This window comes from Microbacterium sp. 18062, assembly GCF_902706225.1.
Lineage (GTDB): Bacteria > Actinomycetota > Actinomycetes > Actinomycetales > Microbacteriaceae > Microbacterium.
This window is the reverse complement of the sequence record NZ_CACSKB010000024.1, coordinates 14489-38262: the sequence shown is the minus strand read 5'-3', so window position 1 is coordinate 38262 and position 23774 is coordinate 14489. Positions and strand designations below refer to the sequence as shown.

Below are 23774 nucleotides of genomic sequence, written 5' to 3'. Positions count from 1 at the left end.
AGGGAGAACCGCACGTGCGTCAGCTCATCATCATCGGCTCGGGACCGGCCGGCTACACCGCCGCGATCTACGCCGCCCGCGCCAACCTCAAGCCGCTCGTCGTCGCGAGCTCCGTCGAGGCCGGCGGTGAGCTCATGAACACCACCGAGGTCGAGAACTTCCCCGGCTTCCCCGAGGGCGTCCAGGGGCCCGATCTCATGACGAAGATGCAGGAGCAGGCGGAGAGGTTCGGTGCCGAGGTCGTCTACGACGACGTCACCGCTCTCGATCTGGCCGGTTCCGTCAAGCGTGTGACCCTCGGCAGCGGTCGCGTGGAGGAGGCGGACGCCCTGATCTTCGCCACCGGATCGGCGTACCGCAAGATCGGCATCGCCGGTGAGGAGCGCCTGTCGGGCCGAGGCGTCTCGTGGTGCGCCACCTGCGACGGCTTCTTCTTCCGCGAGCGCACGATCGCCGTCGTCGGCGGAGGCGACTCGGCGATGGAGGAGGCGACCTTCCTGACGCGCTTCGCCTCGAAGATCTACGTCATCCACCGTCGTGACGAGCTGCGCGCCTCGAAGATCATGCAGGAGCGCGCGTTCGCGAACGACAAGATCGAGTTCGTCTGGAACAGCGCCGTCACCGACATCCTCGGCGAGGACGCGGTCACCGGGGTGCAGCTGACGTCGACCGTCGACGGCTCGACCCGCGAGCTCGAGCTGCAGGGACTGTTCGTCGCGATCGGCAACGACCCGCGCACACACCTCGTGCACGATCAGCTCGAATTGACCGCCGAGGGCACGATCTGGGTCGACGGACGCTCGTCGCGCACCTCCGTCCCCGGCGTGTTCGCCGCCGGCGACGTGATCGACCCGACCTACCGCCAGGCCGTCACCGCGGCGGCCAGCGGCACGGTCGCCGCTCTCGATGCCGAGCACTTCCTCGCCGCGTTGGACGAGGCCGGCACTCCCGCGCCCGACGCCGATCAGATCGAGGGTCTCCCCGTTCTCTGACGGGAACATCGAGCGCCGTCCGCGCGTTCGCTCAGGCAAGACTTCCATCGAAGGAGAAGAACAATGACTGCGAAGGCGACGAGCTCGAGCACCTGGAACGAGGACGTCCTCGAGGCCGACGGCCCCGTTCTCGTCGACTTCTGGGCCGCATGGTGCGGTCCGTGTCGCATGGTCGCTCCCGTGCTGGACGAGATCCAGGCGGAGAACCCCGAGAAGATCACCATCCTGAAGCTGAACGTGGACGAGAACCCCGATCTCGCCATGAAGTACCAGATCACCTCCATCCCCGCGATGAAGGTGTTCCAGGCCGGCGAGGTCAAGACGACGATCATCGGCGCGAAGCCGAAGTTCGCCCTCGAGCAGGATCTCGCGCCCTACATCGGCTGAGAGAGACGCGAGGAGAACGGCCCGTGGCGCCCGCCGCGGGCCGTTCCTTCGTCTCCGGGCGTCAGGACGCCTCGGGGCGCACCATGGCGTCCCAGCGGCGCGAGGTGTTCGTCTCGCCGAGCAAGCGCCAGACGGCCGGAGTCAGCGGCGGATAGTCCAGCGAGATCTGACGGAGCACGCGGTAGTGTCGGGCCGCATTGGGACGTCCGCCGCCCGACTCGGCGATGTTCTCGGCGCGCAGCATGAAGACGACGAGCTCGTCGACCGTGGGCAGATCCTCCATGAAGTCCCAGGGATCCTCACCCGAGCGCAGGCGTTCGTCGACGAGCACCGAGAGCTCGTCCGCGGCTTCCGCCCGGAGCAGCTCGAGGCTCGCGCGCCGGCGCAGGGACTCGGAATTCACCCGTCCAGCCTACGCGCGGATGTTCTTCTCGGCCCCGCGCGGCCGCGACCTCAGCGACCGCCGAGGCTCTCCTCACCGAGCTCGGCCAGAATCCTGTTCAGATCCTGGATAGTCGCGAAATCTATGATGACCTGGCCTTTTCTTGCGGTCAAGGAGATCTTCACCCGCGTGTTCAATCGATCTCCGAGGCGCTCTGCCACCTCGTCGAGATGCGCTCGACGAGCGCCGGCCTTCGGTGCCGGCCGCGCTGCCGAGGCCGCACCCTTGGCCGCGGCCTCGGCAGCGCGCACCGACAGGTCCTCGTTCACGATCTTGTCGGAGAGCCGCTGCATCGCGTCGACGTCGTCCAGCACGAGGATCGCCCTCGCATGTCCCGCGCTGAGCACACCGGCTGCCACCCGCTGCTGCACGGGCACCGGAAGACGGAGCAGACGGATGGTGTTGGAGATCTGCGGTCGGGAACGACCGATCCGCCCGGCGAGCTCCTCCTGCGTGATGCCGAAGTCCTCGAGGAGCTGCTGATACGCGGAGGCCTCTTCGAGAGGATTCAGCTGTGACCGATGCAGGTTCTCGAGCAACGCGTCGCGGAGAAGATCCTCGTCCGCCGTCTCGCGCAGGATGGCCGGGATCGCCTCGAGTCCCGCCTCGCGCGCAGCGCGGGTACGACGCTCCCCCATGATGAGCTCATAGGTGCCGTCCCCGGCGTCGCGGACGACGACCGGCTGGAGCACACCGAACTCCCGCACGCTGTGTACGAGCTCCGCCAGGTCGTCAGCGTCGAAGTGGGTGCGGGGCTGACGCGGATTCGGGACGATCGCGTGCGGATCGACCTGGATGAGACGCGCCCCCGGCACGGCGATCAGTTCCTCGCGGCCGTTCTCCGAACCGCTCGCCTCGACCGTCTCCGGCGCGGATTCCGGCGTCGACGACGCGTCAGGGAAGAACACGTCCACCGGGCGTGCCGTCGAGGGCTCGGTGATCGGGATGAGTGCTCCGATGCCTCGACCGAGACCGGTTCGCTTCGCCATCAGGACTCTCCTTCGTTCGTGGACTCGCCGTCGTCGGCGTCGTCATGGTCGCTTCGTGCCAGCAGCTCCACCGCCGCCTCGCGGTAGGCCACCGCGCCGGCGGACTGGCCGTCGTAGGCGATCACGGTCTGCCCGAAGCTCGGGGCCTCGGACACACGGACAGAGCGCGGGATGACCGTTCCGAGCACCTGCTGCGGGAAGTGCTCGCGCACCTCCTCCGCAACCTGCTGCGCCAGCCGGGTCCGTCCGTCGTACATCGTCAGGAGGATCGTCGACACGTGCAGGGGCGGATTGAGGTGCTTCTGGATCATCTGCACACTGCCGAGCAGCTGGCTCAGCCCTTCGAGCGCGTAGTACTCGCACTGGATGGGGATGAGCACCTCGCTCGCCGCGGTGAACGCGTTGATCGTGAGAAGCCCCAGCGAGGGCGGGCAGTCGATGAGCACCACATGGGGCGGCTCGGGCGTCGAGGCGAGATACTCGTCGAGCGCACGGCGGAGCCGGTGCTCCCGGGCCACGTGGGAGACCAGCTCGATCTCGGCACCGGCCAGATGGATGGTGCTCGGCGCACACGTCAACAGGGGGGACTCGGGACTCGTCTGCACGATGTCCGCCAACGGGAACTCGTCGATGAGGACGTCATAGACGCTGGGGACGTCGGCGGTGTGCGGCACCCCGAGGGCCGTGGACGCGTTCCCCTGCGGATCCAGGTCGATCACGAGCACCCGCGCTCCGACGCCGGCGAGCGCGGCGGCGATGTTGACGGTCGTCGTGGTCTTGCCGACGCCGCCCTTCTGGTTCGAGACCGTCAGAGTGCGCGTACCCGAGGGAAGGCGCACATGCACGTCGTCCAATGCCCGGCGGCGCGCGCGCAGATCGGCGATCTCGCGCGCAAGGGGCGTGTCGTCGTCCACGGAGGTCACGGCGTTGTCGGAATGTTTCACGTGAAACGGGTCACCTTTCGCGTACGCACGGACGGGGTCAACTGTAGTCGGAGGGACAGACGGTTCCGAGGGGATGTCTCGTTCCGAGGGGATGTTTCACGTGAAACATCGACGCGCTCAGGATCGCCGCACCGTCGCCCGTACGACACGGGTCGGCTCCTCGACGACCCCGGAACCGACGACCTCCACCCGCACGTCGGTGAGTCTCTGTGCGCGGATCTGCTTCGCAGCCTTCTCGATCTCGGCCTCGGCGGAGATCCCCTTCATCAGGATCAGCTCGCCGCCGTCGCGCACCAGGGGGGCCGTCAGGGGCAGCAGGGTCCGCAGGGCACTGACGGCGCGTGCCGTCACCGCATCGAGCACGGGGCCCTCCGACCACTCCTCACCGCGACCGCGGACCACCTCGACGTTCGTGAGGCCGAGCTCGTCGGTCTGCTCCTGCAGCCAGGCGGTGCGCCGCTCCATCGGCTCGATCAGCACCCAGGTGACGTCGGGACGGACGATCGCGCCCACGAGACCCGGGAGACCTGCCCCCGAGCCGATGTCTCCCACGCGACCAGGGGAGAACAGCGGCGCGACGACCGCGCTGTTCAGGATGTGCCGTGTCCACAGTCGCGGCACTTCGAGCGGGCCGATGAGGCCACGGATCTCCCCCTGCTCCGCGAGGTTCCGGGTGAACTGCCGGGCGAGATCCAGGCGCTCACCGAAGACCAGCGCAGCGGATGCCGGCTCCCGCTCGAGATCGCTCATCGATGTTTCACGTGAAACATTCACGCGCGGCGCAGGACGGTGTGGCGCTGCGAGCCCTCGCCGTACGACTCGGAGACGAGTCCCCGCTCCCCGGCGATGTCGTGCACGAGCTTGCGCTCGTAGCTCGACATCGCGGGCAGCGAAGCCTGCGATGCGCCCTCGTCGAGGCGGGAGGTGGCCCTCTCCACGAGCGCCTCCAGCTCGCGGCGTCGCGCGTCGCGCGACCCGCTGACGTCGAGGATGAGGCGCGAGAAACGGCCCGTGCTGCTCTGCACCGCGAGGCGGGTCAGCTCCTGCAGGGCACTGACGGTCTCGGGATCGGCCAGGACGCGCAGAGAGTCGTCACCGTCGGACTCTATCGACACGTAGGCGCGACCGCTGCGGACGTCGAGAGCGAGGTCGCCGCCGATGTCCGCGATGTCCAGGAGCCCTTCGAGGAAGTCGGCGGCTACGTCGCCCTCCTGCTCCAGCTGCTCCACGCTCGCGGATGCCTCGGCCGTCTGGGTGGTCTCGGAAGTCATGCCGGTCTCTTTCGCTGCTCAGGCGGACGGGGATGTGGGGGAGGCGTCACCGGTGCCGCTCTTCGTCCCGGGATTCTGCTTCGTGGCCTGCTTCTTCGCGCGCTGCTTGCCCACCGGCTGCTGACGCTTCGGTGCCTCCGCGCGCTTGCGCTCGGCCTCCTCCAGCAGACGCTGCTGCTCGGCCTGGTGCTTCTCCATCGAGATCACACGACCCTTGGCGTCGAGTGCCTTGCCACGGCGCGCCAGGCGCTCCTCCCGTGCCTTCGCGGCCTCGGAGCCGGGCGTCGGGAGGTTACGGATGACGAGGAACTGCTGGACCATCGTCCACAGGTTGCTGACGAACCAGTAGACGACGACACCGAGAGGGAAGAACACGCCCGAGAAGATGAAACCGAGAGGGAGGACGAAGAGCATGATGCGCTGCATCTGGTACGCCTGACCCGTCTTGGCCTCGGGCGACAGGTTCTTCGAGATGATCTGCAGCTGCGTGAAGAACTGCGACGCGATCATGAGGACGACGAGGATCACCAGGATGATGACCGTCGCGGTTCCGTCGGGCTGACCCCACGCGCCCGTCAGGGTGTCGTGCAGCGACGCCACACCGAAGAGACGGGCGTTGTAGAACTCGGCGGTCAGGGTCGCGTCGAGCAGCCCGACCCCACCCGTGCCGAGCGTCGCGTGCTTGGCGACGTCGTTGAGCACGCTGTAGAGCGAGAAGAAGACAGGCATCTGCACGAGCAGTGGAAGACATCCCGAGATGGGTGTGGTGCCGTGCTTCTTGTACAGCGCCATGGTCTCGCGGCTCATCGCCTCGCGAGAGAGCTGATCCTTCTTGCCCTTGTACTTCTCCTGCACCTTCCGCAGCTCGGGAGCGATCTCCATCATCTTGCGCTGGCTCTTGATCTGCTTGACGAACAACGGGATCAGCGCCGCGCGCACGACGATGACCAGCCCAACGATCGACAGCACCCACGCGATGCCGGAGTCCGGTGCGAGCCCGACGAACGTCCAGATCGCGTGCCAGCCGACGAGTACGAGCTCGACGAGCCATTTCAAGGGCCAGAGGATCGTCCCGAGGAGGTCGAAACCGCCCGATGACTGCGCGGCGGTGGCGAGTACCAGATCCACGAGGATCAGTCCTTTCTCAGTGGCACGACGAAACCGTGCCGGGTCAAAGCATGCGCAAAGCGTGCGTGCGGGGGAGGATCATCGATACCGCCGTCTGCCCACGGGTGGCACCGAGCGATTCGAGCCACCGCGAGAGCAGAGCCCTTGATGGCGCCATGCTGCTGCACGGCACCGACCGCATAGGCCGAGCACGACGGGTAGTAGCGGCAGACATCGCCGTACACATGGGAGATCGTCGCACGGTAGGCGTGGAGCACGCTGAGAGCGGCGTTCCGAGGCACGAGCGGAAGAGCGCGCAGCCAGCCCTGCTCGGGGAGGCGCGCCGTTCCGAGCGACGCGGCCGGCAGCGTGGAGGTGCTCACGAAGCGCTCCGGACGAGACAGCGGGTGACGTGTGCGTCGAGCTCGCGGAAGGTCGCGTCGGCCGCACCAGGCAGGGCGCGTACGACGACGTCCGCGCCCCGACCGAGGTTCGGGAGCGCGGACGCGCAGATGGCTTTGAGGCGACGGCGCACCGTGTTTCGCACGACCGCCGATCCGACCTTCTTGCTCACGATGAACCCGAACCGTGCGGCGCGGTCCTCACCGGTGGCCACGACATACGTGACGGTGTGGGGACCGGAACATCGCACGCCACGACGGACCACAGCCCTGTACTCGGCGCCGTCGGTCAGTCGGTTCGGCCGCGAGAGCACCGCTCGGGTCAGGCCGAGAGCTCGGTGCGGCCCTTGGCGCGGCGAGCCGAGAGGATCGCACGGCCGGCGCGGGTGCGCATACGGGCACGGAAGCCGTGCTTCTTGGCGCGGCGGCGGTTGTTGGGCTGGAACGTGCGCTTGCTCATGGAATCACTCCGGATGGGTTGTCACCGGAACGCTCTCACCGGGGACGGGACGGATCTGCCTCGAGGGCATAAGTCAACCGACTAAGACTAAGTCGAGCAGGGCCAGAACTCAAACCGAGCGCCGAAAGAGACATTATCCACAGGATGGGGAGAACAGCCTGGAAGTGACACGCCCCCGGTTCTACAGTGGGGTTTGCTCCGAGACGCCGCCCTGACTAGCGTTGCTCGGGCACTTATCCACAGGTGAGCGCGACCGCATCCGCCCGGCCTGTCCCACACGAGGCCCAGAAGGGGACCATGTCAGCGCAAGAGTCACCGGACGTCCCGGTCTGGACCGAAGCGCTGGGAGTCCTCTCGCAAGACGAGCGCGTCTCCCCGCAGATGCACGGCTTCCTCAATCTGGCGGTGCCCCAGGGGATCATGGCCGGCACCCTCTATCTCGATGTGCCGAACGACCTCACCGCTGCACAGCTCAACAAGCGCCTGCGCACCGTCATCCTCGAGGCGCTGACGCAGGCTTCGTCCGACGATGAGGTCACGGCATTCCGGGTCGTGGTCAATCCGGAGCTCGTCGGCGTGCATCTCAACACGCCGATCACCGTGCAGACCGCACCGATCCCGACTCCTCCCCCGCCCGTGGAGGAACGCGTCGAGGTGGTGCCGAACGGACGCGCCGACACCCGGCTGAATCCGAAGTACACGTTCGACAGGTTCGTGATCGGCCAGTCCAACCGATTCGCGCACGCCGCCGCCGTCGCCGTCGCCGAGGCGCCCGCCAAGGCGTACAACCCTCTGTTCATCTACGGCGACTCGGGACTAGGCAAGACGCACCTGCTGCACGCCATCGGCGACTACGCGCTCAGCCTCTACCAGGGCGTGCGCGTCAGATACGTCTCGAGCGAGGAGTTCACGAACGACTTCATCAACTCGATCGCCAACAACCGCGGCTCGGCCTTCCAGGCCCGCTACCGCGAGGTCGACATCCTGCTGATCGACGACATCCAGTTCCTGCAGGGTCGTGCCGAGACGCAGGAGGCCTTCTTCCACACGTTCAACACCCTCCACGATCACGACAAGCAGGTCGTGATCACGAGCGACGTCCCGCCCAAGCACCTGACCGGATTCGAAGACCGGATGCGGAGCCGCTTCGAGTGGGGCCTGATCACCGACGTCCAGGCTCCCGATCTCGAGACGCGCATCGCGATCCTGCGGAAGAAGGCGCAGAACGAGCGCCTGCAGATCCCGGACGAGGTGCTCGAGTACATCGCGACGGTCGTCTCGAGCAACATCCGCGAGCTCGAGGGCGCCCTCATCCGCGTCTCGGCGTTCGCCAGCCTCAACCGCTCGACGCTCGACATGTCGCTCGCCCAGCAGGTGCTACGGGACATCATCGACCAGGACGATGCGAACGTCATCTCCCCGACCGACATCATCACGGCGACGGCGCAGTACTTCAAGCTCTCGGTCGACGACCTCTACGGATCCAGCAGATCGCAGGCGGTCGCCACCGCTCGGCAGATCGCCATGTATCTCTGCCGGGAGCGCACCAACCTGTCGCTGCCGAAGATCGGTCAGCTGTTCGGCAACCGCGACCACACCACCGTCATGTACGCGTACAAGAAGATCAGCGACCTCATGAAGGAACGCCGCTCGATCTACAACCAGGTGTCGGAGATCACGACCCAGCTCGGCCGCGCCGGTCGCTGAGCCGGCGCGGCCGAGTTGGTCCACAGGCTTCGGGTCGGCCCGCGTCGCCCTTCGACGCGCCGTCTCACGCCGACTTGACAGAGGCGTTCGCCATGCTCACAATGCGCTTCTGCACAGTGTGGACAACCTGTGGATAACTGTGAGCCACGCCGTACCGAATGTGAGCGAAAGAGAGCCGTCCTGTGGATAACTGCAGCGCACACCGCGTCCGGACGATCGGCGTTCGACAGCGGAATCCTCAGTGATTCCACAACTCACACGCGTGTAGTTCCCGCTCGCTGCAAGTCATCCACCGACTTATCCACAGTTCCCACAGCTGTTAACAAGATGACGGTTCTTTCTCAATGGGATCTCATGCGATCACCTCTACGACGATGAAGGACCCGGTCTTCGCGCCGTCCTGTCGCAGCACTAGCATGGGAAGGCCCAGCCCGACACCGAGGGAGCGTCCGTGAAGTTCCACGTCAATCGCGATGTGTTCAGCGAAGCCGTGTCGTTCGTCGTCAAGCTTCTGCCGCAGCGCAACCCGCAGCCGATCCTGGCCGGTGTCCTCATCGAGGCCGACGCAGACGGACTCTCGCTGTCCGCCTTCGACTATGAGGCGTCCGCACGCACGACGATCGAAGCGACGGTCGACGACCCCGGCACGATACTCGTGCACGGGCGTCTTCTCTCCGACATCGCCAGCCGGCTCCCGAACGCTCCCGTCCAGATCACCGTCGACGACGATGGGATCCTCCTCACGTGCGGATCGGCGCGATTCACGCTCGCGTCCATGCCGGTGCAGGAATACCCGGCGATCCCCGAGGTCAGTGGGGAGTCCGGGCTCGTCCCCGCCGAGGACTTCGCGACAGCCATCGCCCAGGTCGCGTTCGCCGCGTCGCGGGACGACGTCACGCCGGTGCTCACCGGCGTGCAGCTCGAGGTCAGCGGCAACCAGCTCAGTCTCGTCGCGACCGACCGCTACCGGGTGGCGCTTCGCCAGATCCCGTGGGACGGGCCGGCGACCGCAGACGGCGAGACGACCACCGCGCTGGTGCCCGCCCGTACCCTGCAGGAGGTCGGCAAGACCTTCTCGCACGGCGAGAACATCTCCATCGCCTTCTCAGGATCCGGAGATCGGGAGATCATCGCGTTCACCTCGGGCAACAAGACCGTGACGTCCCTTCTGATCAAGGGCAACTTCCCGCCCGTGCGACGACTCTTTCCGGAGCAGACGGAGCATCATGCGGTGGTCAACACCGCCGAGCTCGTCGAGGCGGTGCGTCGCGTCTCGCTCGTCCTGGACCGCTCCGCGCCGCTGCGCTTCACGTTCGGCACCGAGGGTGTGGCGATGGAGGCGTCGGGCACCGAGCAGGCGCGCGCGTCCGAGTCCGTCGACGCCACGCTCACCGGCGAAGACGTCACGCTCGGCCTCAATCCGCAGTACCTCCTCGAGGCGCTCGCCGCGGTCCGCAGCGAGTTCACGAGGGTGACATTCACCTCGAGCGAGAACGCCAACAAGCTGAGCCCGATCCTGGTCACTCCCCAGACGTCGGTCGACAAGGGTGGCGAGGGATCGTTCAAGTATCTGCTGCAGCCGAACCTCCTCCTGCGCTGACCGTGTCCCGCCGGAGTAACCGCTCCGCCCGACGCACCCTTTGCAGGGGAGAATGAACACCGTGATCGTAGAGCAGCTGAGTCTCGTCGACTTCCGCAACTACGAGCACGCCGAACTCGGTCTCGCGGGGGGCGCGAACCTGCTCGTCGGCCGCAATGGCCAGGGCAAGACCAATCTCGCCGAGGCCGTCACCTACCTGGCGACCCTCGGTTCGCATCGCGTCTCGGTTGATGCCCCTCTGGTGCGTTCGGGGGCGGATGCGGCGATCGTGCGCGCGAGGCTCGCGCACGGAGAGCGACGCATCGTCCTTGAGATCCAGATCAACAAACAGGGTTCGAACAAGGCACGGGTCGGGGGCGCACCGGTGCGGACGGCGGAGCTTCCCCGTTATGCACAGGTCGTGCTGTTCGCCCCCGAGGATCTGCAGATCGTGCGTGGCGACCCGTCCGCGCGGCGACGCTTCGCCGATCAGCTCCTGGTGCAGCGCACACCGCGGATGGCGGGGGTGCTCGGCGACTACGACCGCGTGCTGCGTCAGCGGACCGCGCTGCTGAAGTCCGCGCGGGCGCGCGGACTCCGCGCCGAGTCCCTGCCGACGCTCGACGTGTGGGACGACAAGCTCGTCGCGCTCGGCACCGAGATCATCGAGGCTCGAGCGCGGCTGGCGCGGGAGCTGCATCCGCCGCTCGTCGCCGCGTACGCGGCCATCGCCGGCGCCGATCACTCTCCCGAGTTGGAGTGGGCGTCCTCGATCGCCGGCGCCGACCCCGAGGAGGACGATGACGCGACGACGGCGCTCGCGGCCGGGGACACGGCTGAGGCGTTCCGTACGGCGCTCGCCGCTCGCAGATCGGCGGAGCTCGATCGCGGTGTGACCCTGGTGGGCCCCCATCGCGACGATCTCGTGCTGCGCATCCACTCGCTTCCGGTGAAGGGGTACGCCTCGCACGGCGAGTCCTGGTCGGTGGCGCTCGCGCTTCGACTGGCCTCCGCTCAGCTGCTGCGCGCCGATTCGATGCTCGGAGACCCGATCGTGATCCTCGACGACGTCTTCGCCGAGCTCGATGTCGATCGGCGCGCGCGGCTGGCCGGGCTCGTCGTGGACTTCGAACAGGTGATCGTGACCGCGGCGGTCGAGGCGGATGTGCCCGACGGTCTTCGCGGTCGCACGGTGCGGATCGAGTCCGGGCGGATCCGGGGGGTCGACGATGACTGACGACGACATTCCCGAGACCATGGCCACCTACCTGCGGCTGCGCGGCCTCGATCCGGTGAACCGGCGCGGGGGTCGACGCTCCCGCCGGGTGCCCGGCGCCGACGAGAGCGTCCCGTTCACGACGGGACGCGACCCGCACGGACTCGGCGAGGTGCTGGCGGGATGGACGAAGCAGGCCGGCTGGGATCCCCTGCTCGCGCGGGAGGACCTGATCCTGAAGTGGCACGATGTGGCGGGCGAGGAGACGGCGCAGCACACCCGGCCGGTGGGTCTCGACGCCGGCGTCCTCACCGTCCAGTGCGATTCCACCGCGTGGGCGAAGCAGCTGAAGATCATGCGCACGCACATCGTCACGCAGATCGTGCAGCGCTTCCCGGATGCGGGTGTGCAGAACGTCCGCTTCGTGGGGCCTGACGTCCCGTCGTGGAAATGGGGTCCCAGAGCCGTTCCAGGGCGGGGTCCTCGTGATACCTACGGATGACCCACGTCCTCACGTACCTTTCCGGATTTTGTGACGCCACACGGGCGCACAGGCCCCGCGTCGGGGGCGGAGTTGATAGAATCGGCCGGTACCGTCTACTGAACCGGAGCGCTCGAAACCTATGACGTCTTCCACACCCCCCAGCGTTCCCGACGACAGCGGACGAACCGGTCCGGCGCAGAATCGGAACGACTACGGGGCAGACGCCATCCAGGTGCTCGAAGGCCTCGAGGCCGTGCGCAAACGTCCCGGCATGTACATCGGCTCGACCGGGCCGCGAGGACTCCATCACCTCGTGTACGAGATCGTCGACAACTCGGTCGACGAGGCGCTCGCGGGCTACTGCGACCGCATCGAGGTGACGATCCTCGCCGACGGCGCCGTCCGCGTCGTCGACAACGGTCGCGGCATCCCCGTCGACATCCACAAGACCGAGGGCAAGTCCACGGTCGAGGTCGTGCTGACCGTGCTGCACGCCGGCGGGAAGTTCGGCGGTGGCGGCTACGCGGTCTCCGGCGGTCTCCACGGTGTCGGCTCCTCCGTCGTGAACGCGCTCTCCAGCCGGCTCGAGGTCGAGGTGCGGCGTCAGGGATCGGTCTGGCGCCAGTCCTACCGATCGGGCGGCGTGCCGCAGTCCCCGCTCGCCCAGGGCGAGGAGAGCAGCGAGACCGGGACGACGATCACGTTCTGGCCCGATCCGGAGATCTTCGAGTCGGTCGAGTTCGACTACGACACCCTCCGCACGCGCTTCCAGCAGATGGCCTTCCTGAACAAGGGGCTCAGCATCACGGTGCGCGACGAGCGCGCCGAGCACGCGGTCGACGACGAGATCGACGGCCAGCTGGTCGTCGTCCAGCCGCATGACGAGTTCCTGTACGAGCGCGGCCTCGTCGACTACGTCGAGTACCTCAATCGCGTGCGCAAGGCGGATGTGGTCAACGACCAGATCATCGATTTCGAGACCGAGGACACCGAGCGCAAGATCGCGCTCGAGCTGGCCATGCAGTGGACGACCTCGTACACGGAGAACGTGTTCACGTACGCGAACACCATCAACACCCACGAAGGCGGGACGCACGAGGAGGGATTCCGCGCGGCGCTGACGACTCTCGTCAACAAGTACGCCCGAGCGCAGAACCTGCTGAAGGAGAAGGACGACAACCTCTCCGGCGAAGACGTGCGCGAGGGGCTGACCGCGGTCATCTCGGTGAAGCTCTCCGAGCCGCAGTTCGAGGGACAGACCAAGACCAAGCTCGGCAACACCGAGGCGAAGGCGTTCGTGCAGAAGGTGGTCGGCGATCAGCTCGGCGACTGGTTCGACCGCAACCCTCAGCAGGCGAAGAACATCGTGCGCAAGGCGATCGACGCCGCGACCGCGCGTCTGGCAGCCCGCAAGGCCCGTGAGACGGCCCGCCGCAAGAGCGTGTTCGAGTCGGCATCCATGCCCGACAAGCTGAAGGACTGCACGAGCAAGGATCCCGCGATCAGCGAGATCTTCCTCGTCGAGGGCGACTCGGCCGGCGGTTCGGCGGTACAGGGTCGCGACCCGCACACGCAGGCGATCCTCGCCCTGCGGGGAAAGATCCTCAATGTCGAGCGAGCCCGCCTCGACCGCGCTCTCGGCAACAACGAGGTGCAGGCGATGATCCAGGCCTTCGGCACGGGCATCGGCGAGGATTTCTCGATCGACAAGGCGCGCTACCACAAGATCGTGCTGATGGCCGATGCCGACGTCGACGGCCAGCACATCACGACCTTGCTGCTGACTCTGCTGTTCCGCTACATGCGCGGACTCATCGAGGCCGGCTACGTCTACCTCGCGCAGCCCCCCCTGTACCGGCTGAAGTGGTCGAACTCGCCGCACGAGTACGTCTACAGTGACGCCGAGCGCGACGCGCTGCTGGCAGCGGGCCTCGCCGCGGGCAGGCGCATCCCGAAGGACAACGGCATCCAGCGCTACAAGGGTCTGGGCGAGATGAACGCCAAGGAGCTGTGGGAGACCACGATGGATCCGGCGACGCGGACGCTCCTGCAGGTGACCATCGACGATGCCGCCGCCGCCGACGAGATCTTCTCGACGCTCATGGGCGAGGACGTCGAGTCACGGCGCCACTTCATCCAGCGCAACGCGAAGGACGTCCGCTTCCTCGACATCTGATGCTTCGACTCGGCGCTGAGCGCCTCGCTCAGCAACCGGTCCCTGAGCGGGCGAAGCGAGACGACGGGCCCCACGGGAGAATTGACACACCATGACTGACGAAGAGCGCCCGACCGAGGCACCCGAGCACGACCACGGACGGATCGACCAGGTCGACCTGCAGTCCGAGATGCAGCGCAGCTACCTCGACTACGCGATGAGCGTGATCGTGGGGCGCGCCCTGCCCCGCGTCGAGGACGGCCTGAAGCCCGTGCACCGCCGCGTGATCTACGGCATGTACGACGGGGGCTTCCGCCCGGACAAGTCCTTCTCGAAGTGCGCCCGCGTCGTCGGCGAGGTCATGGGTCAGTACCACCCGCACGGCGACGCGCCGATCTACGACGCCCTCGTGCGCCTCGTGCAGCCGTGGTCGCTGCGCTACCCGCTCGCGCTCGGCCAGGGAAACTTCGGCTCCCCCGGCAACCAGGGTGCGGCCGCACCCCGCTACACCGAGACGAAGATGGCTCCCCTCGCGCTCGAGATGGTGCGCGACATCGAAGAGGAGACGGTCGACTTCCAGGACAACTACGACGGGCAGACCCAGGAGCCGGTGGTCCTCCCCGCCCGGTTCCCGAACCTGCTGGTCAACGGGTCGGTGGGCATCGCGGTCGGCATGGCCACCAACATCCCCCCGCACAACCTCCGCGAGGTCGCCGACGGCGTGCTGTGGGCGCTCGATCACCCGGATGCCACGCACGAGGAGCTCCTTGAGGCGCTCGTACAGCGCATCAAGGGTCCCGACTTCCCGACCTCCGCGCAGATCCTCGGCACCCGTGGCATCCAGGAGGCGTACCGCACCGGGCGCGGCTCCATCACGATGCGCGCGGTCGTGAACATCGAGGAGATCCAGGGCCGCACATGCCTCGTGGTCACCGAGCTGCCCTACCAGGTGAACCCCGACAACGTCGCCGTCAAGATCCGCGACCTCGCCCGCGACGGCAAGATCACGGGCATCGCCGACATCCGCGACGAGTCGAGCGACCGCACCGGTCAGCGCCTGGTCGTCGTGCTCAAACGCGACGCCGTCGCCAAGGTCGTCCTCAACAACCTGTACAAGCACACGCAGCTGCAGGACAACTTCGGCGCGAACATGCTCGCGATCGTCGACGGCGTTCCGCGCACGTTGTCGCTCGACGGGTTTGTGTCGCACTGGGTGACGCACCAGATCAACGTGATCGTGCGGCGCACGACGTATCGTCTCCGCAAGGCGGAGGAGCGCATGCACATCCTGCGCGGCTACCTCAAGGCGCTCGACGCGCTCGACGAGGTCATCGCGCTCATCCGCTCATCCGCCACCGTCGACGACGCCCGCGGCGGACTGAAGTCGCTCCTCGACATCGACGACATCCAGGCCGACGCCATCCTCGCGATGCAGCTGCGCCGTCTCGCTGCCCTGGAACGACAGAAGATCGTCGACGAAGCCGAGGACCTGCTGTCGCAGATCACGGACTTCCAGGACATCCTCGCCACGCCTCTGCGTCAGCGCTCGATCGTTCGCGACGAGCTCACCGAGATCGTCGCGAAGTACGGCGACGAGCGACGCACGCAGATCCTCTACGGGTTCGACGGCGACATGTCGGTGGAGGACCTCATCCCCGAGGAGGAGATGGTGGTCACGATCACGCGCGCGGGCTACATCAAGCGCACGCGCAGTGACAACTACCGTTCCCAGCACCGCGGCGGCAAGGGGGTCAAGGGCGCTCAGCTGCGCGCCGACGACGTGGTGGAGCATTTCTTCGTCACGACGACCCACCACTGGCTGCTCTTCTTCACGACGAAAGGCCGGGTCTACCGGGCCAAGGCGTACGAGGTGCCCGAGGCGGGCCGGGATGCGAAGGGTCAGCACGTCGCCAACCTGCTGGCGCTCCAGCCCGACGAGGAGATCGCCCAGATCCTCGACATCCGCGACTATTCGGCCGCGGCATACCTCGTGCTGGCCACACGTGGCGGGCTCGTCAAGAAGACCCGCCTGACTGAGTACGACACCAACCGTCAGGGCGGCGTGATCGCGATCAAGCTCCGTGAGGACGACGAGCTGGTCAGCGCACTGCTCGTCGACGAGACGGACGACATCCTGCTTGTCAGCCGCCACGGCATGTCGCTGCGCTTCACCGCGACCGACTCGTCGTTGCGCCCGATGGGCCGCTCGACCGAAGGTGTGAAGGGCATGTCGTTCCGCGACGTCGACAGCCTGCTGTCCGCATCCGTCGCGAGTGCCGACGGCGATGTGTTCGTCGTCACCGAAGGCGGCTACGCGAAGCGGACGGACGTCGACCAGTACCGGGTGCAGAGCCGAGGCGGACTGGGCATCAAGGTCGCCAAGCTGAACGAGGATCGGGGGGTCTTGGCGGGCGCTCTGATCGTCGGCGGCGATGACGAGGTCCTTGTGGTTCTTGCCAGTGGCAAGGTGGTACGCTCTGCCGTGGCCGAGGTGCCTGCCAAGGGTCGTGACACGATGGGCGTGGTCTTCGCCCGACCCGACGACGACGACCGGATCATCGCGATCGCCCGGAACTCAGAGCGGCGCCTGGCCGAGGTGACCGAAGACGCCGCCGAGCCGCAGGAAGCCTCTGCCCCCGTTCCCGACGAAAGTACTGACGCATGAGCACAGTAGCCGACAAGCTCGCCAAGAAATCGAGCAGCAAGACCAGCGCGAAGCAGGTTCGTCTGCGTCTGGTCTACGTCGACTTCTGGTCGGCCGTGAAGCTGTCCTTCCTGGCGGCGGTGGCGCTCGCCATCGTGACGGTCGTCTCGTTCTTCCTCGTGTACATGATCGTGCAGACGACGGGTCTCATCGGCAAGGCGGACGAGTTCTTCGCGTCGTTCTCAGACGGCTCGCTGTCGCTCAGCCAGTTCATCGGTCTGCCCCAGGTCATGGCGTTCGCGGCCGTGGTCGCCATCCTGAATCTCATCGTCGTGACGGTGCTGGGCGCCGTCGTCGCCGGCATCTACAACCTCGCAGTGAAGGTGACCGGAGGGCTCCTGGTGGGCTTCACCTCCAACTGACGAGGATTCGTGAAATCCCGCGGCGTCCGGTAAAGTCTTGGAGGTTGGCGGCGCGAGTCGGCAATGGTTCGGGGCTATAGCTCAGGCGGTTAGAGCGCTTCACTGATAATGAAGAGGTCCCAGGTTCAAGTCCTGGTAGCCCCACAGGCGATCGAGGCGAGTGCGGTGGATGTGCGCATCCACCGCCGAGCCGATCGAGTCCGCCGAGCGGACTGAGTCCGTCAATTACCCATCCCGGGGCCTTAGCTCAGTTGGTAGAGCGCCTGCTTTGCAAGCAGGATGTCAGGAGTTCGAATCTCCTAGGCTCCACGTATGTGAGACCCGGGAGGCGCCGCGATGAGCGACACCGACTTCTGGCTGAATCCGGCCGGTCTTCGCGAACAGGCGGGTGCGTTCACGCAGTACGCAGGTCAGGCGGCGAGCGCGAAGGCGTGGCTCCAAGGACTGACGATCACCGACAGTTCCTCGTACGACGCCTACACCCGCGTCGCCGGCTCGGCCATCGAGATCCGCGCCTCGCTCATCGACTGGTTCGATCACCTCGAGCAGGTGCTCGACGGCGCCGCGACCGAGTTGATCGCCGTCGCCGACGAGGGAGAGGGGATCGACCGCGAGCAGGCGGCGCTGATCGACGCGACCGACCCGGATGTCTACAACGGCAATGAGCAGTCGCCTGACGGCGGTTCGGGCGAGATCGCCCCCACCTACGACCGCACCGAGGACTCGCTTCCGGTGTGGGGGCCGCCGACCGGCGGCGCCGCATACTTCTGCGACCTCGGCATGCACGACGAGCTGAACCAGCTCACCACCGACCTCGTGCCGGGCGATCTGCTGAGCCCCAGTGAGTGGGTCGACACCGTGCTCGGCTGGCTCGGCGCGCAGACGCTGCCCGAGCGCGTGCTGCAGGAGTACGGCGGACGCTGGGGCGACATCCGACGATTCGCCGACACGATCGCCGGGCTCGCCTCGCTCGTCGATGACATGCGCGGTCACCTCTCCAGCGCCGTCGCTTACGCGGGTGTTCAGTGGCAGGGATACGCGTCGAACAGCGCGCAGGCCTACTTCGAAGACCTCCTGAACGCGCTCTCCGACGCACAGCTCGCACTCGCCGACGCCGGCGTCGTCTTCTCCGACTACTGCACCGGTGTGATCCAGTCGGCGGATGAGATCGCCGGCGCTATCTACGGGCTCTACGACGCGGTGCTCATCGCGGCGGCGGGCGCGGCGTTCGGCACGGGAACGGCCTGGACCGGCGGCGGCGCGGTCGCCGGCTATGGCACTGCCGGTGTCTCATTGCTCTGGGCGTTCAAGAAGCTGTCCGACGTCAATGACATCCTGCAGAACCTGTCGTCGCTGTACTCGATCCTCGAAGCCCTCGGCAACCTCTCCGGGGACCTCTCGAACTTCGCCGCCACCTTGCCCGTCCCCGCTATGGAGCAGACCTCATGACCTCGCCTCGGGATCGACTCGATCCGGACGCCGCGTTCGCCGGCCGTGTCGACGGGGAGCGCGCGCCGTTCTCGCTGTCGACGGTCGCCGCGAGCGCTCCCGTGCTGGTGCAGCTGAGCGACGACATGCGGCGGCTCCGCGCCAGCACAGACCACCCGCGTCTGCGCGAAGCCCTGTCGGACGTGCTCGCCGGCCGCGCGCCGCTCTCGTCGCTCTTGGCCGCCGGGGTGCTGCCGGCGCCGCCGGCGCAGATGCCCGAGGCGCTGAAGACCATGCTCGAGGCCGATGAGGAGAGATCGTGAAGATCGGACTGAAAGCGGCGACCGCGTCGACCGCCCTGGCGGGCATCGACGCGCGGATCGACGAGATCGAGCGTATCCTCGACGTGTTGCACGACGAGACCTCGAAGCTCGAATCCCGCTGGGACGGCGAAGCACGCGAAGCGATGTCCGTGGCCGTGAAGGACTGGAACGCGTCGATCGAGCGGCTGAGCCGGATCGGGCGCGAGGCGAACGGCATCGCGAAGCTGTCCGTCGAGCGTGTTGACGCGTTCGACCGCCGACGGGCGGGTGCATGGCACCGCTGAAACGTCGCCGCGCGGCCGCGCTGCTCCTGGTCGTGGGCCTCGCGGTCGCTCTCGTCGCGTGTGCGTCCGGTACGTCGACGGGTCTGCGAGTGACCTACGCGATCGACGGCACCGAGCACACGCTCTCGTTCTCGCCCGACCAGATCACGTGCAGCGCCGAGCGCGTGCACGGACTCGCCGTCTCGAACGAGCCACAGGGCCGGTTCTCGATCGATCTGAGCGGCGACCGTCGCGGCTCGGTCGGTGCAGGCGGCGACGACGGGCTGGTTCTCTTCGAGGCGACCGGCCTGCAGCTGTCCGCGTCCGGAGACGTGCTCACCGTCGACGAGACGGAGGGCGAGGTCGCCGTGATCGCCGACTGGCGACCCGGTGACGACGTGAACGTCGAGCCCGAGGATGCGCAACGGTACCCGGCGACGCTCTCGGGCTCGATCTCGTGCGATGGGCCGGTAACCGTTCCGACCGCTGCGCCCGCGGCATCCGCGGATCCGGATGTCGCGGGGGTCAGCATCAGCTTCGCCGCCGACGGGCTCGCCCACACGGCGACGTTCGAACCCAGCACGGTCTCGTGCGATGCGCGCGTCACGGCGACGGGGGTGCAGCCGCATCCGGGGACCCTCTCTCTCGACGCATCCGGGCAGCTGCAGGTCTCGATCGTCGACGACACCGGATCGACGCAGTTCCGCGCGAGCGGCGTGAGCACCGAACCCGAGAGCGACGGCTCGTACTGGCTTCAGGGCATCGATGGCGAGGTGTCCTTCTGGCAGGGGCAGACCAGCGGCACCCTCGCCCCCGAAGACGCCGTGACGGCTTCGGGCACGCTGAGCGCCCTGATCGTCTGCCCCTGAGTCGTTCCCTGTGGCGAACCGTCCGCGCGGACCGCTGACGACGAGCGATCATCCTGTGGACGACGATCTCGACCGTCCTCGCCCTCATGCTGGTCTACAACATCTCCTAGAGAGCCCCGTCGGGAGGTTCTAGTCTCATTCGATGAGCACACGGGCCCGCTGGGCTGCGCGTATAGCGTTCGCCACGATGTCCGCGAGCACCGGCATCGTCGGCACGCTTCTGCTCATCGTCCCGTACGGGGGGCCGGTCGAGCCCGTCGAGGTCGCCTTGGTCGCCGTTTCTCTGCTGTCCTTTCTGCTTCCTGCCGTGTTCGCGATCGTCGTGTGGCGTCACGGGGCGAGTCCCTGGCTGGGTTGGGTCGTCTCGGTGCATGTGCTCCTGGTCGGTCTGCGCCCGTGGTCCGATGTGACACCGGACGACGATGCGGTCGTGTGGCCATTGCTGTACGCCGTGGCGAATCTGGCCTTCGCGCTGCTCGCGTGGATGGTCACGACCGACGAGCGCGGTCGACTCAAGAACCCCCTGGCGCGGGGGCTCTTCGTCGTGACCGCAGTGTCCAGTGTGGTGATCTCACTGGTGGATCTGGCGACCTTCGATCCCGAGTACGCCGGCTATCCGAGCATCTACGCGGTCGCGCCCAATCTGGATTTCGTCCTCACCGTCCTCGTGCCGGCGACATACATCGTGACGTGGATGTTCGTCGTCGGCGCTGCGATCCTCCTCCTGCAGGAGATGATCGCGGCGTCGCCCGATGTGCGGCTCCCCCGCACCGCGCAGTTCGTCGTCTATGTCAGCTCCTACGCGGTGTACGCCGTCGGTCAGATCTGGCCGAGCAGCGCCGCCGCCGAGGGCGGTATCTGGTGGGCGCTGGCCCAAGCCGCGGAGATCGCGGTGATTCCCGGTCTGGTGGGCTGGATGCTGTGGAAGAGTTCCGCCCGCCGTCGCTCGACGACCCCCCGAACCGACGGGACAGGGCGGTCGGCATCATGATCGCGGCGGCCGCAACAGCCCAGGGCCGCCCGCGTGACCGCCCGCAACGTCGATGATCTCGTCGGACTCGACGGCGCCGCGCCTATACTCGGATCCTGTCGGTCCGCGCCGGGGGCGCCAACGAAGGTGGAGCAGCATGCGCAAGATCGGGGTGCTCAAGAGCCCGCCGTCCGACCCGCTGCTCAACGTCAGCCTCGCCGTGCACAGCGATGGTCGCCTCTCGATCGGAAACGTCACCTTCGTCGGCACCATCTCCACCGCCGAGGCCGGCATCCCGCTCGACGGCATCAACGCGCTCGACGTCGCCGCACCCCAGCCGAGCTGCCCGAAGGCGCTCGAGCCCGGCCCGACGGTCGAGCATGGGGTGACCCTCATCACGCCCGACATGGGGGAGGTCGTGCTGCAGGACAGCCGGAACGGTGACGCGAACTCGAACTACGTCATCCGTGACGCCGTGCTCATCACCGCGCACCAGTCGTCCGCTCATGACACCTTCGTCGTCGACACGGTGGCAGAGACCGCCGAGCTCCGGACCATCCCGCAGCTCGCGACGGATCAGGTCGCGCTGCTGACGTCGAAGAGCGCCGAGGCCGATGATTCCGCAGCGTGGGTGCTGGCGAATCTCGCGGTCGGCGTCGAGTTCACAGCCCATGGCGAGCTCTCGGATGCGACGATCACCGATCTCATCGGCGGTCCGGCGTCACGGTCGCCGAGGCGCAGCAGCTCATGCTCGAGGCGGGAGTCGACTCCGCGATCCTCTTCGACGGCGGAGGTTCGAGCACCCTCGTCGCGGACCTTCCTTCGCAGTCCGGGTCGAGCGCCTGCGACTCGGTGACGGTCGTGACCAGATCGGACCCCACGAACAGCTTCCCGTCCGGATGCGCCGACCAGCGCTTCGTCGGCGACGGGCTGTTCTTCGTGGCGACCGCGCTCCCGACGTCTCCGTCTCCGTCGCCGGTGCCGGCCGGCGTTGCGTCACCCGAGCTGGCCGCCAGCGGGGGACCCGGGTGGACGCTGCCGCTCGCGGTCCTCGCGGGCGGCCTCGTCGTCGCCGGTGCGGGGCTGCGCGCCGGGTCGCGGGTGCGTGTCATCGACGGTCGCCCGCCGCTCCGCCGCTCCGGCGAACGACGCTGACCGCATGCGGATATAGTCACCCGCATGGACATGCGCGTGGCCGCCTACGCCGTCATCACCGACGACCGGGGCCGCATCCTGCTCGCGCACTGGAACGAGGGCCGGCACAGCGCGTGGACCCTGCCGGGCGGCGGACTGGAACCCGGCGAGGACCCGGAGCACGCGGCTCGACGGGAGATCCGTGAGGAGACCGGGTACCGGGCGGCGGTCGGCGACCTCCTCGGCATCCATTCCCGGGTGATCCCGGCCAGCCGGCGGATCGCGGAGTCGGAGCAGGCGCTCCACACACTGCGCATCGTCTATCGCGCACGGATCCTCGGCGGACGACTGCGCCACGAGGTCGACGGATCGACCGACCGGGCGCAGTGGTTCCGCCTCGACGAGGTCGATGACCTGCCCCGCGTCAAACTCGTCGGGATCGGGATGCGGATGGCCGGGCTCGTGGCCTAACGATCCGGCAGCGGTCCGGTGATGTCGGCGACCGTCGCGGAGAGCGCTTCGATCAGGGCGTCCGCGTCGACGAACAGGCTGAAGCCGCGCGCACCCGCGCCGAGAGCGATCCGGCGTCCGCGGATGCTCTCGTCGGCGAAGACGGGCCAGGCGTGGCTGCTGCCGAGCGGCACGATGGTCCCGCGCGCGTACCCCGTGGCCGCCAGGGCGCGCTCCGGGTCCGGAAGGTGCAGCTTGTTGACGCCCACGACGCCGCGCAGCTTCGGCCAGGCGACGGCACGGTCGCCGGGGACCAGCGCGAACAGAAAGGTGTCGTCGCTGCGCGCGACGACGAGAGTCTTGACGATGTCATCGGGTGCGACACCGAGGAGGGCGGCGGCTTCGGGGAGGCTGCCCGCATCCGGGCGCTGCCGGATCTCGACGGAGAGACCGAGGGCGGATGCGGCTCGCCGCACCCGCCCCGTCGGATCCTCGTCCGTCACGCGTCCGGTGCGCGCAGCGGGTCGTCGGCGACCCAGAGCTCGTCATCGGCGCGCAGGGTCTGCCAGGCCGCGTAGAGCACGCCGGCCGCCGCCGCGACACCGAGCAGGATGGCGATCACGCCCCCCGCCGAGACGCCCTTCTTCTGCGGCTCGAGCGCGGACAGCCTGCCGGCGATCTTGCGGGTCGCCTTCTTGCCGTACTTCTCGGCCCTCTTCTGGTACGCGGCCGTATCGATCGAGATGCCGCGACCCGAGGCGATCCGGGAGCGGGTGTCGTTCGCGGCGTCCCACACCGAGAGCGCGCTGCCGACGAGCGCACCGGCAGCCGGCACCACGTTCTGGGTGAGCACCTTCTTCGACGCCTTCACGCCGCGATCGACGTAGGGCGCGGCATAGCGCTCGTAGCCGGTCTGCACCGCGGGCACCACCTGCTCGCGGTTGTAGTGGCCGAGCTGACGGCCGGCTTCGCGGGCGACATTCGCCGCCTCGCCGACGAGCACCTGCTGGGACTCCCACACCTTCGTGGCGTGGTTCTGGAGCTTCCGGAGCTCCTTCTTCCGCTTGCGGCTGAGGCTCACGTGAGATCCCCCTCTTCATGGGTTGTCGTGTGCCCCATCCTGCCAGAGGAATGGCC

The 23774-nt window shown here is 67.6% G+C and carries 27 protein-coding genes, 2 tRNA genes and 1 pseudogene; 19 read left to right on the top strand and 11 right to left on the bottom strand.

Annotated features, from left to right (window positions below; genetic code table 11):
- Window positions 1-14 precede the first annotated feature (14 nt).
- On the top strand, window positions 15-992 hold the full coding sequence (gene trxB, locus GVL03_RS10625) for a thioredoxin-disulfide reductase (protein ID WP_159500966.1): 978 nt from the start codon (window positions 15-17) through the stop codon (window positions 990-992).
- A gap of 63 nt (window positions 993-1055) precedes the next feature.
- A complete protein-coding gene (gene trxA / locus GVL03_RS10620; RefSeq protein ID WP_159500965.1) occupies window positions 1056-1379 on the top strand; it encodes a thioredoxin in 324 nt (107 codons plus the stop codon).
- Window positions 1380-1440: 61 nt separating this feature from the next.
- On the opposite strand, the gene GVL03_RS10615 is transcribed toward trxA, so the two are convergent.
- The 9 genes from GVL03_RS10615 to rpmH all read right to left on the bottom strand — a co-directional run bounded on the left by GVL03_RS10615 (window position 1441) and on the right by rpmH (window position 6993).
- The gene (locus GVL03_RS10615) at window positions 1441-1782 is read right to left on the bottom strand and encodes a tryptophan synthase subunit alpha (protein WP_159500964.1); all 342 of its coding nucleotides are present in this window, start codon (window positions 1780-1782) and stop codon (window positions 1441-1443) included.
- Window positions 1783-1832: 50 nt separating this feature from the next.
- On the bottom strand, window positions 1833-2810 hold the full coding sequence (locus GVL03_RS10610; RefSeq protein WP_159500963.1) for a ParB/RepB/Spo0J family partition protein: 978 nt from the start codon (window positions 2808-2810) through the stop codon (window positions 1833-1835).
- Window positions 2810-3754 (bottom strand): ParA family protein, encoded by a 945-nt coding sequence (locus GVL03_RS10605; protein WP_159500962.1) that lies wholly within the window; start codon window positions 3752-3754, stop codon window positions 2810-2812. Before GVL03_RS10605 ends, GVL03_RS10610 begins: the two co-directional genes overlap by 1 nt.
- A 117-nt stretch (window positions 3755-3871) precedes the next feature.
- Window positions 3872-4504: a 16S rRNA (guanine(527)-N(7))-methyltransferase RsmG gene (gene rsmG, locus GVL03_RS10600; protein ID WP_159500961.1), complete on the bottom strand. Its 633-nt coding sequence runs from the start codon at window positions 4502-4504 to the stop codon at window positions 3872-3874.
- A gap of 20 nt (window positions 4505-4524) precedes the next feature.
- Window positions 4525-5025, bottom strand: coding sequence for a R3H domain-containing nucleic acid-binding protein (locus tag GVL03_RS10595; protein ID WP_159500960.1), 501 nt, complete (start codon window positions 5023-5025; stop codon window positions 4525-4527).
- 18 nt (window positions 5026-5043) lie between these two features.
- Window positions 5044-6153, bottom strand: a complete 1110-nt coding sequence (gene yidC, locus GVL03_RS10590; protein WP_235038114.1) for a membrane protein insertase YidC — start codon at window positions 6151-6153, stop codon at window positions 5044-5046.
- Window positions 6154-6158: 5 nt separating this feature from the next.
- On the bottom strand, window positions 6159-6515 hold the full coding sequence (gene yidD, locus GVL03_RS10585; protein WP_159500959.1) for a membrane protein insertion efficiency factor YidD: 357 nt from the start codon (window positions 6513-6515) through the stop codon (window positions 6159-6161).
- The gene (gene rnpA, locus GVL03_RS10580) at window positions 6512-6847 is read right to left on the bottom strand and encodes a ribonuclease P protein component (RefSeq protein WP_159500958.1); all 336 of its coding nucleotides are present in this window, start codon (window positions 6845-6847) and stop codon (window positions 6512-6514) included. Before rnpA ends, yidD begins: the two co-directional genes overlap by 4 nt.
- Before the next feature lie 8 nt (window positions 6848-6855).
- On the bottom strand, window positions 6856-6993 hold the full coding sequence (rpmH, locus tag GVL03_RS10575; RefSeq protein ID WP_022879826.1) for a 50S ribosomal protein L34: 138 nt from the start codon (window positions 6991-6993) through the stop codon (window positions 6856-6858).
- Window positions 6994-7290: 297 nt separating this feature from the next.
- Between rpmH and dnaA the strand changes: the two genes are divergently transcribed.
- The 17 genes and pseudogenes from dnaA (at window position 7291) to GVL03_RS10495 (ending at window position 22658) form a co-directional block, all read left to right on the top strand.
- Complete coding sequence (gene dnaA / locus GVL03_RS10570; protein ID WP_159500957.1) at window positions 7291-8700, top strand: chromosomal replication initiator protein DnaA; 1410 nt, start codon at window positions 7291-7293, stop codon at window positions 8698-8700.
- Window positions 8701-9151: 451 nt separating this feature from the next.
- Window positions 9152-10300: a DNA polymerase III subunit beta gene (gene dnaN, locus GVL03_RS10565; protein WP_159500956.1), complete on the top strand. Its 1149-nt coding sequence runs from the start codon at window positions 9152-9154 to the stop codon at window positions 10298-10300.
- Between the two features lie 61 nt (window positions 10301-10361).
- On the top strand, window positions 10362-11516 hold the full coding sequence (gene recF, locus GVL03_RS10560; protein ID WP_159500990.1) for a DNA replication/repair protein RecF: 1155 nt from the start codon (window positions 10362-10364) through the stop codon (window positions 11514-11516).
- On the top strand, window positions 11509-11997 hold the full coding sequence (locus GVL03_RS10555; protein WP_159500955.1) for a DUF721 domain-containing protein: 489 nt from the start codon (window positions 11509-11511) through the stop codon (window positions 11995-11997). The genes recF and GVL03_RS10555 overlap by 8 nt, the downstream gene beginning before the upstream one ends.
- Window positions 11998-12118: 121 nt before the next feature.
- Window positions 12119-14155, top strand: a complete 2037-nt coding sequence (gene gyrB / locus GVL03_RS10550; protein WP_159500954.1) for a DNA topoisomerase (ATP-hydrolyzing) subunit B — start codon at window positions 12119-12121, stop codon at window positions 14153-14155.
- Window positions 14156-14246: 91 nt separating this feature from the next.
- Window positions 14247-16799 carry a DNA gyrase subunit A gene (gene gyrA / locus GVL03_RS10545; protein ID WP_159500953.1) on the top strand — a complete coding sequence of 851 codons (2553 nt, stop codon included), beginning with the start codon at window positions 14247-14249 and terminating at the stop codon, window positions 16797-16799.
- Entirely contained in the window at window positions 16796-17200 is a 405-nt protein-coding gene (locus GVL03_RS10540; RefSeq protein WP_159500952.1) for a DUF3566 domain-containing protein, read from the top strand. The genes gyrA and GVL03_RS10540 overlap by 4 nt, the downstream gene beginning before the upstream one ends.
- Window positions 17201-17270: 70 nt before the next feature.
- Window positions 17271-17344, top strand: a tRNA-Ile gene (locus GVL03_RS10535).
- Between the two features lie 92 nt (window positions 17345-17436).
- Window positions 17437-17509, top strand: a tRNA-Ala gene (locus tag GVL03_RS10530).
- Between the two features lie 27 nt (window positions 17510-17536).
- Window positions 17537-18649 carry a hypothetical protein gene (locus tag GVL03_RS10525; RefSeq protein WP_159500951.1) on the top strand — a complete coding sequence of 371 codons (1113 nt, stop codon included), beginning with the start codon at window positions 17537-17539 and terminating at the stop codon, window positions 18647-18649.
- The gene (locus GVL03_RS10520) at window positions 18646-18951 is read left to right on the top strand and encodes a hypothetical protein (RefSeq protein WP_159500950.1); all 306 of its coding nucleotides are present in this window, start codon (window positions 18646-18648) and stop codon (window positions 18949-18951) included. The genes GVL03_RS10525 and GVL03_RS10520 overlap by 4 nt, the downstream gene beginning before the upstream one ends.
- A complete protein-coding gene (locus GVL03_RS10515; protein WP_159500949.1) occupies window positions 18948-19235 on the top strand; it encodes a WXG100 family type VII secretion target in 288 nt (95 codons plus the stop codon). Before GVL03_RS10520 ends, GVL03_RS10515 begins: the two co-directional genes overlap by 4 nt.
- Window positions 19223-20083, top strand: coding sequence for a hypothetical protein (locus GVL03_RS10510; RefSeq protein ID WP_159500948.1), 861 nt, complete (start codon window positions 19223-19225; stop codon window positions 20081-20083). Before GVL03_RS10515 ends, GVL03_RS10510 begins: the two co-directional genes overlap by 13 nt.
- Window positions 20084-20270: 187 nt before the next feature.
- Window positions 20271-21074, top strand: a complete 804-nt coding sequence (locus tag GVL03_RS10505) for a hypothetical protein (protein ID WP_159500947.1) — start codon at window positions 20271-20273, stop codon at window positions 21072-21074.
- A 606-nt stretch (window positions 21075-21680) separates the two neighbouring features.
- A pseudogene (locus GVL03_RS22720) lies at window positions 21681-21854 on the top strand (phosphodiester glycosidase family protein); the annotation flags it as partial.
- 60 nt (window positions 21855-21914) lie between these two features.
- Entirely contained in the window at window positions 21915-22208 is a 294-nt protein-coding gene (locus GVL03_RS10500; RefSeq protein ID WP_373683838.1) for a hypothetical protein, read from the top strand.
- A 24-nt stretch (window positions 22209-22232) separates the two neighbouring features.
- Window positions 22233-22658 (top strand): NUDIX hydrolase, encoded by a 426-nt coding sequence (locus tag GVL03_RS10495; protein ID WP_200847139.1) that lies wholly within the window; start codon window positions 22233-22235, stop codon window positions 22656-22658.
- On the opposite strand, the gene GVL03_RS10490 is transcribed toward GVL03_RS10495, so the two are convergent.
- Together GVL03_RS10490 and GVL03_RS10485 are read right to left on the bottom strand one after the other, a co-directional pair.
- Entirely contained in the window at window positions 22655-23140 is a 486-nt protein-coding gene (locus tag GVL03_RS10490) for an aminoacyl-tRNA deacylase (protein ID WP_235038110.1), read from the bottom strand. The genes GVL03_RS10495 and GVL03_RS10490 overlap by 4 nt on opposite strands.
- Entirely contained in the window at window positions 23137-23718 is a 582-nt protein-coding gene (locus tag GVL03_RS10485) for a DNA helicase (RefSeq protein ID WP_159500945.1), read from the bottom strand. Before GVL03_RS10485 ends, GVL03_RS10490 begins: the two co-directional genes overlap by 4 nt.
- Between the last annotated feature and the right edge of the window lie 56 nt (window positions 23719-23774).

Excerpts from the sequence above, each read along its gene's own strand:
- trxA (WP_159500965.1), top strand. The coding sequence starts at position 1,056 with ATGACTGCGAAGGCGACGAGCTCGAGCACCTGGAACGAGGACGTCCTC.
- rsmG (WP_159500961.1), bottom strand. The coding sequence starts at position 4,504 with ATGAGCGATCTCGAGCGGGAGCCGGCATCCGCTGCGCTGGTCTTCGGT.
- rpmH (WP_022879826.1), bottom strand. The coding sequence starts at position 6,993 with ATGAGCAAGCGCACGTTCCAGCCCAACAACCGCCGCCGCGCCAAGAAG.
- GVL03_RS10510 (WP_159500948.1), top strand. The coding sequence starts at position 19,223 with ATGGCACCGCTGAAACGTCGCCGCGCGGCCGCGCTGCTCCTGGTCGTG.
- GVL03_RS10595 (WP_159500960.1), bottom strand. The coding sequence starts at position 5,025 with ATGACTTCCGAGACCACCCAGACGGCCGAGGCATCCGCGAGCGTGGAG.
- GVL03_RS10520 (WP_159500950.1), top strand. The coding sequence starts at position 18,646 with ATGACCTCGCCTCGGGATCGACTCGATCCGGACGCCGCGTTCGCCGGC.
- GVL03_RS10555 (WP_159500955.1), top strand. The coding sequence starts at position 11,509 with ATGACTGACGACGACATTCCCGAGACCATGGCCACCTACCTGCGGCTG.
- GVL03_RS10540 (WP_159500952.1), top strand. The coding sequence starts at position 16,796 with ATGAGCACAGTAGCCGACAAGCTCGCCAAGAAATCGAGCAGCAAGACC.
- GVL03_RS10505 (WP_159500947.1), top strand. The coding sequence starts at position 20,271 with ATGTCCGCGAGCACCGGCATCGTCGGCACGCTTCTGCTCATCGTCCCG.
- GVL03_RS10525 (WP_159500951.1), top strand. The coding sequence starts at position 17,537 with ATGAGCGACACCGACTTCTGGCTGAATCCGGCCGGTCTTCGCGAACAG.
- GVL03_RS10610 (WP_159500963.1), bottom strand. The coding sequence starts at position 2,810 with ATGGCGAAGCGAACCGGTCTCGGTCGAGGCATCGGAGCACTCATCCCG.
- gyrA (WP_159500953.1), top strand. The coding sequence starts at position 14,247 with ATGACTGACGAAGAGCGCCCGACCGAGGCACCCGAGCACGACCACGGA.
- GVL03_RS10495 (WP_200847139.1), top strand. The coding sequence starts at position 22,233 with ATGGACATGCGCGTGGCCGCCTACGCCGTCATCACCGACGACCGGGGC.
- dnaA (WP_159500957.1), top strand. The coding sequence starts at position 7,291 with ATGTCAGCGCAAGAGTCACCGGACGTCCCGGTCTGGACCGAAGCGCTG.
- gyrB (WP_159500954.1), top strand. The coding sequence starts at position 12,119 with ATGACGTCTTCCACACCCCCCAGCGTTCCCGACGACAGCGGACGAACC.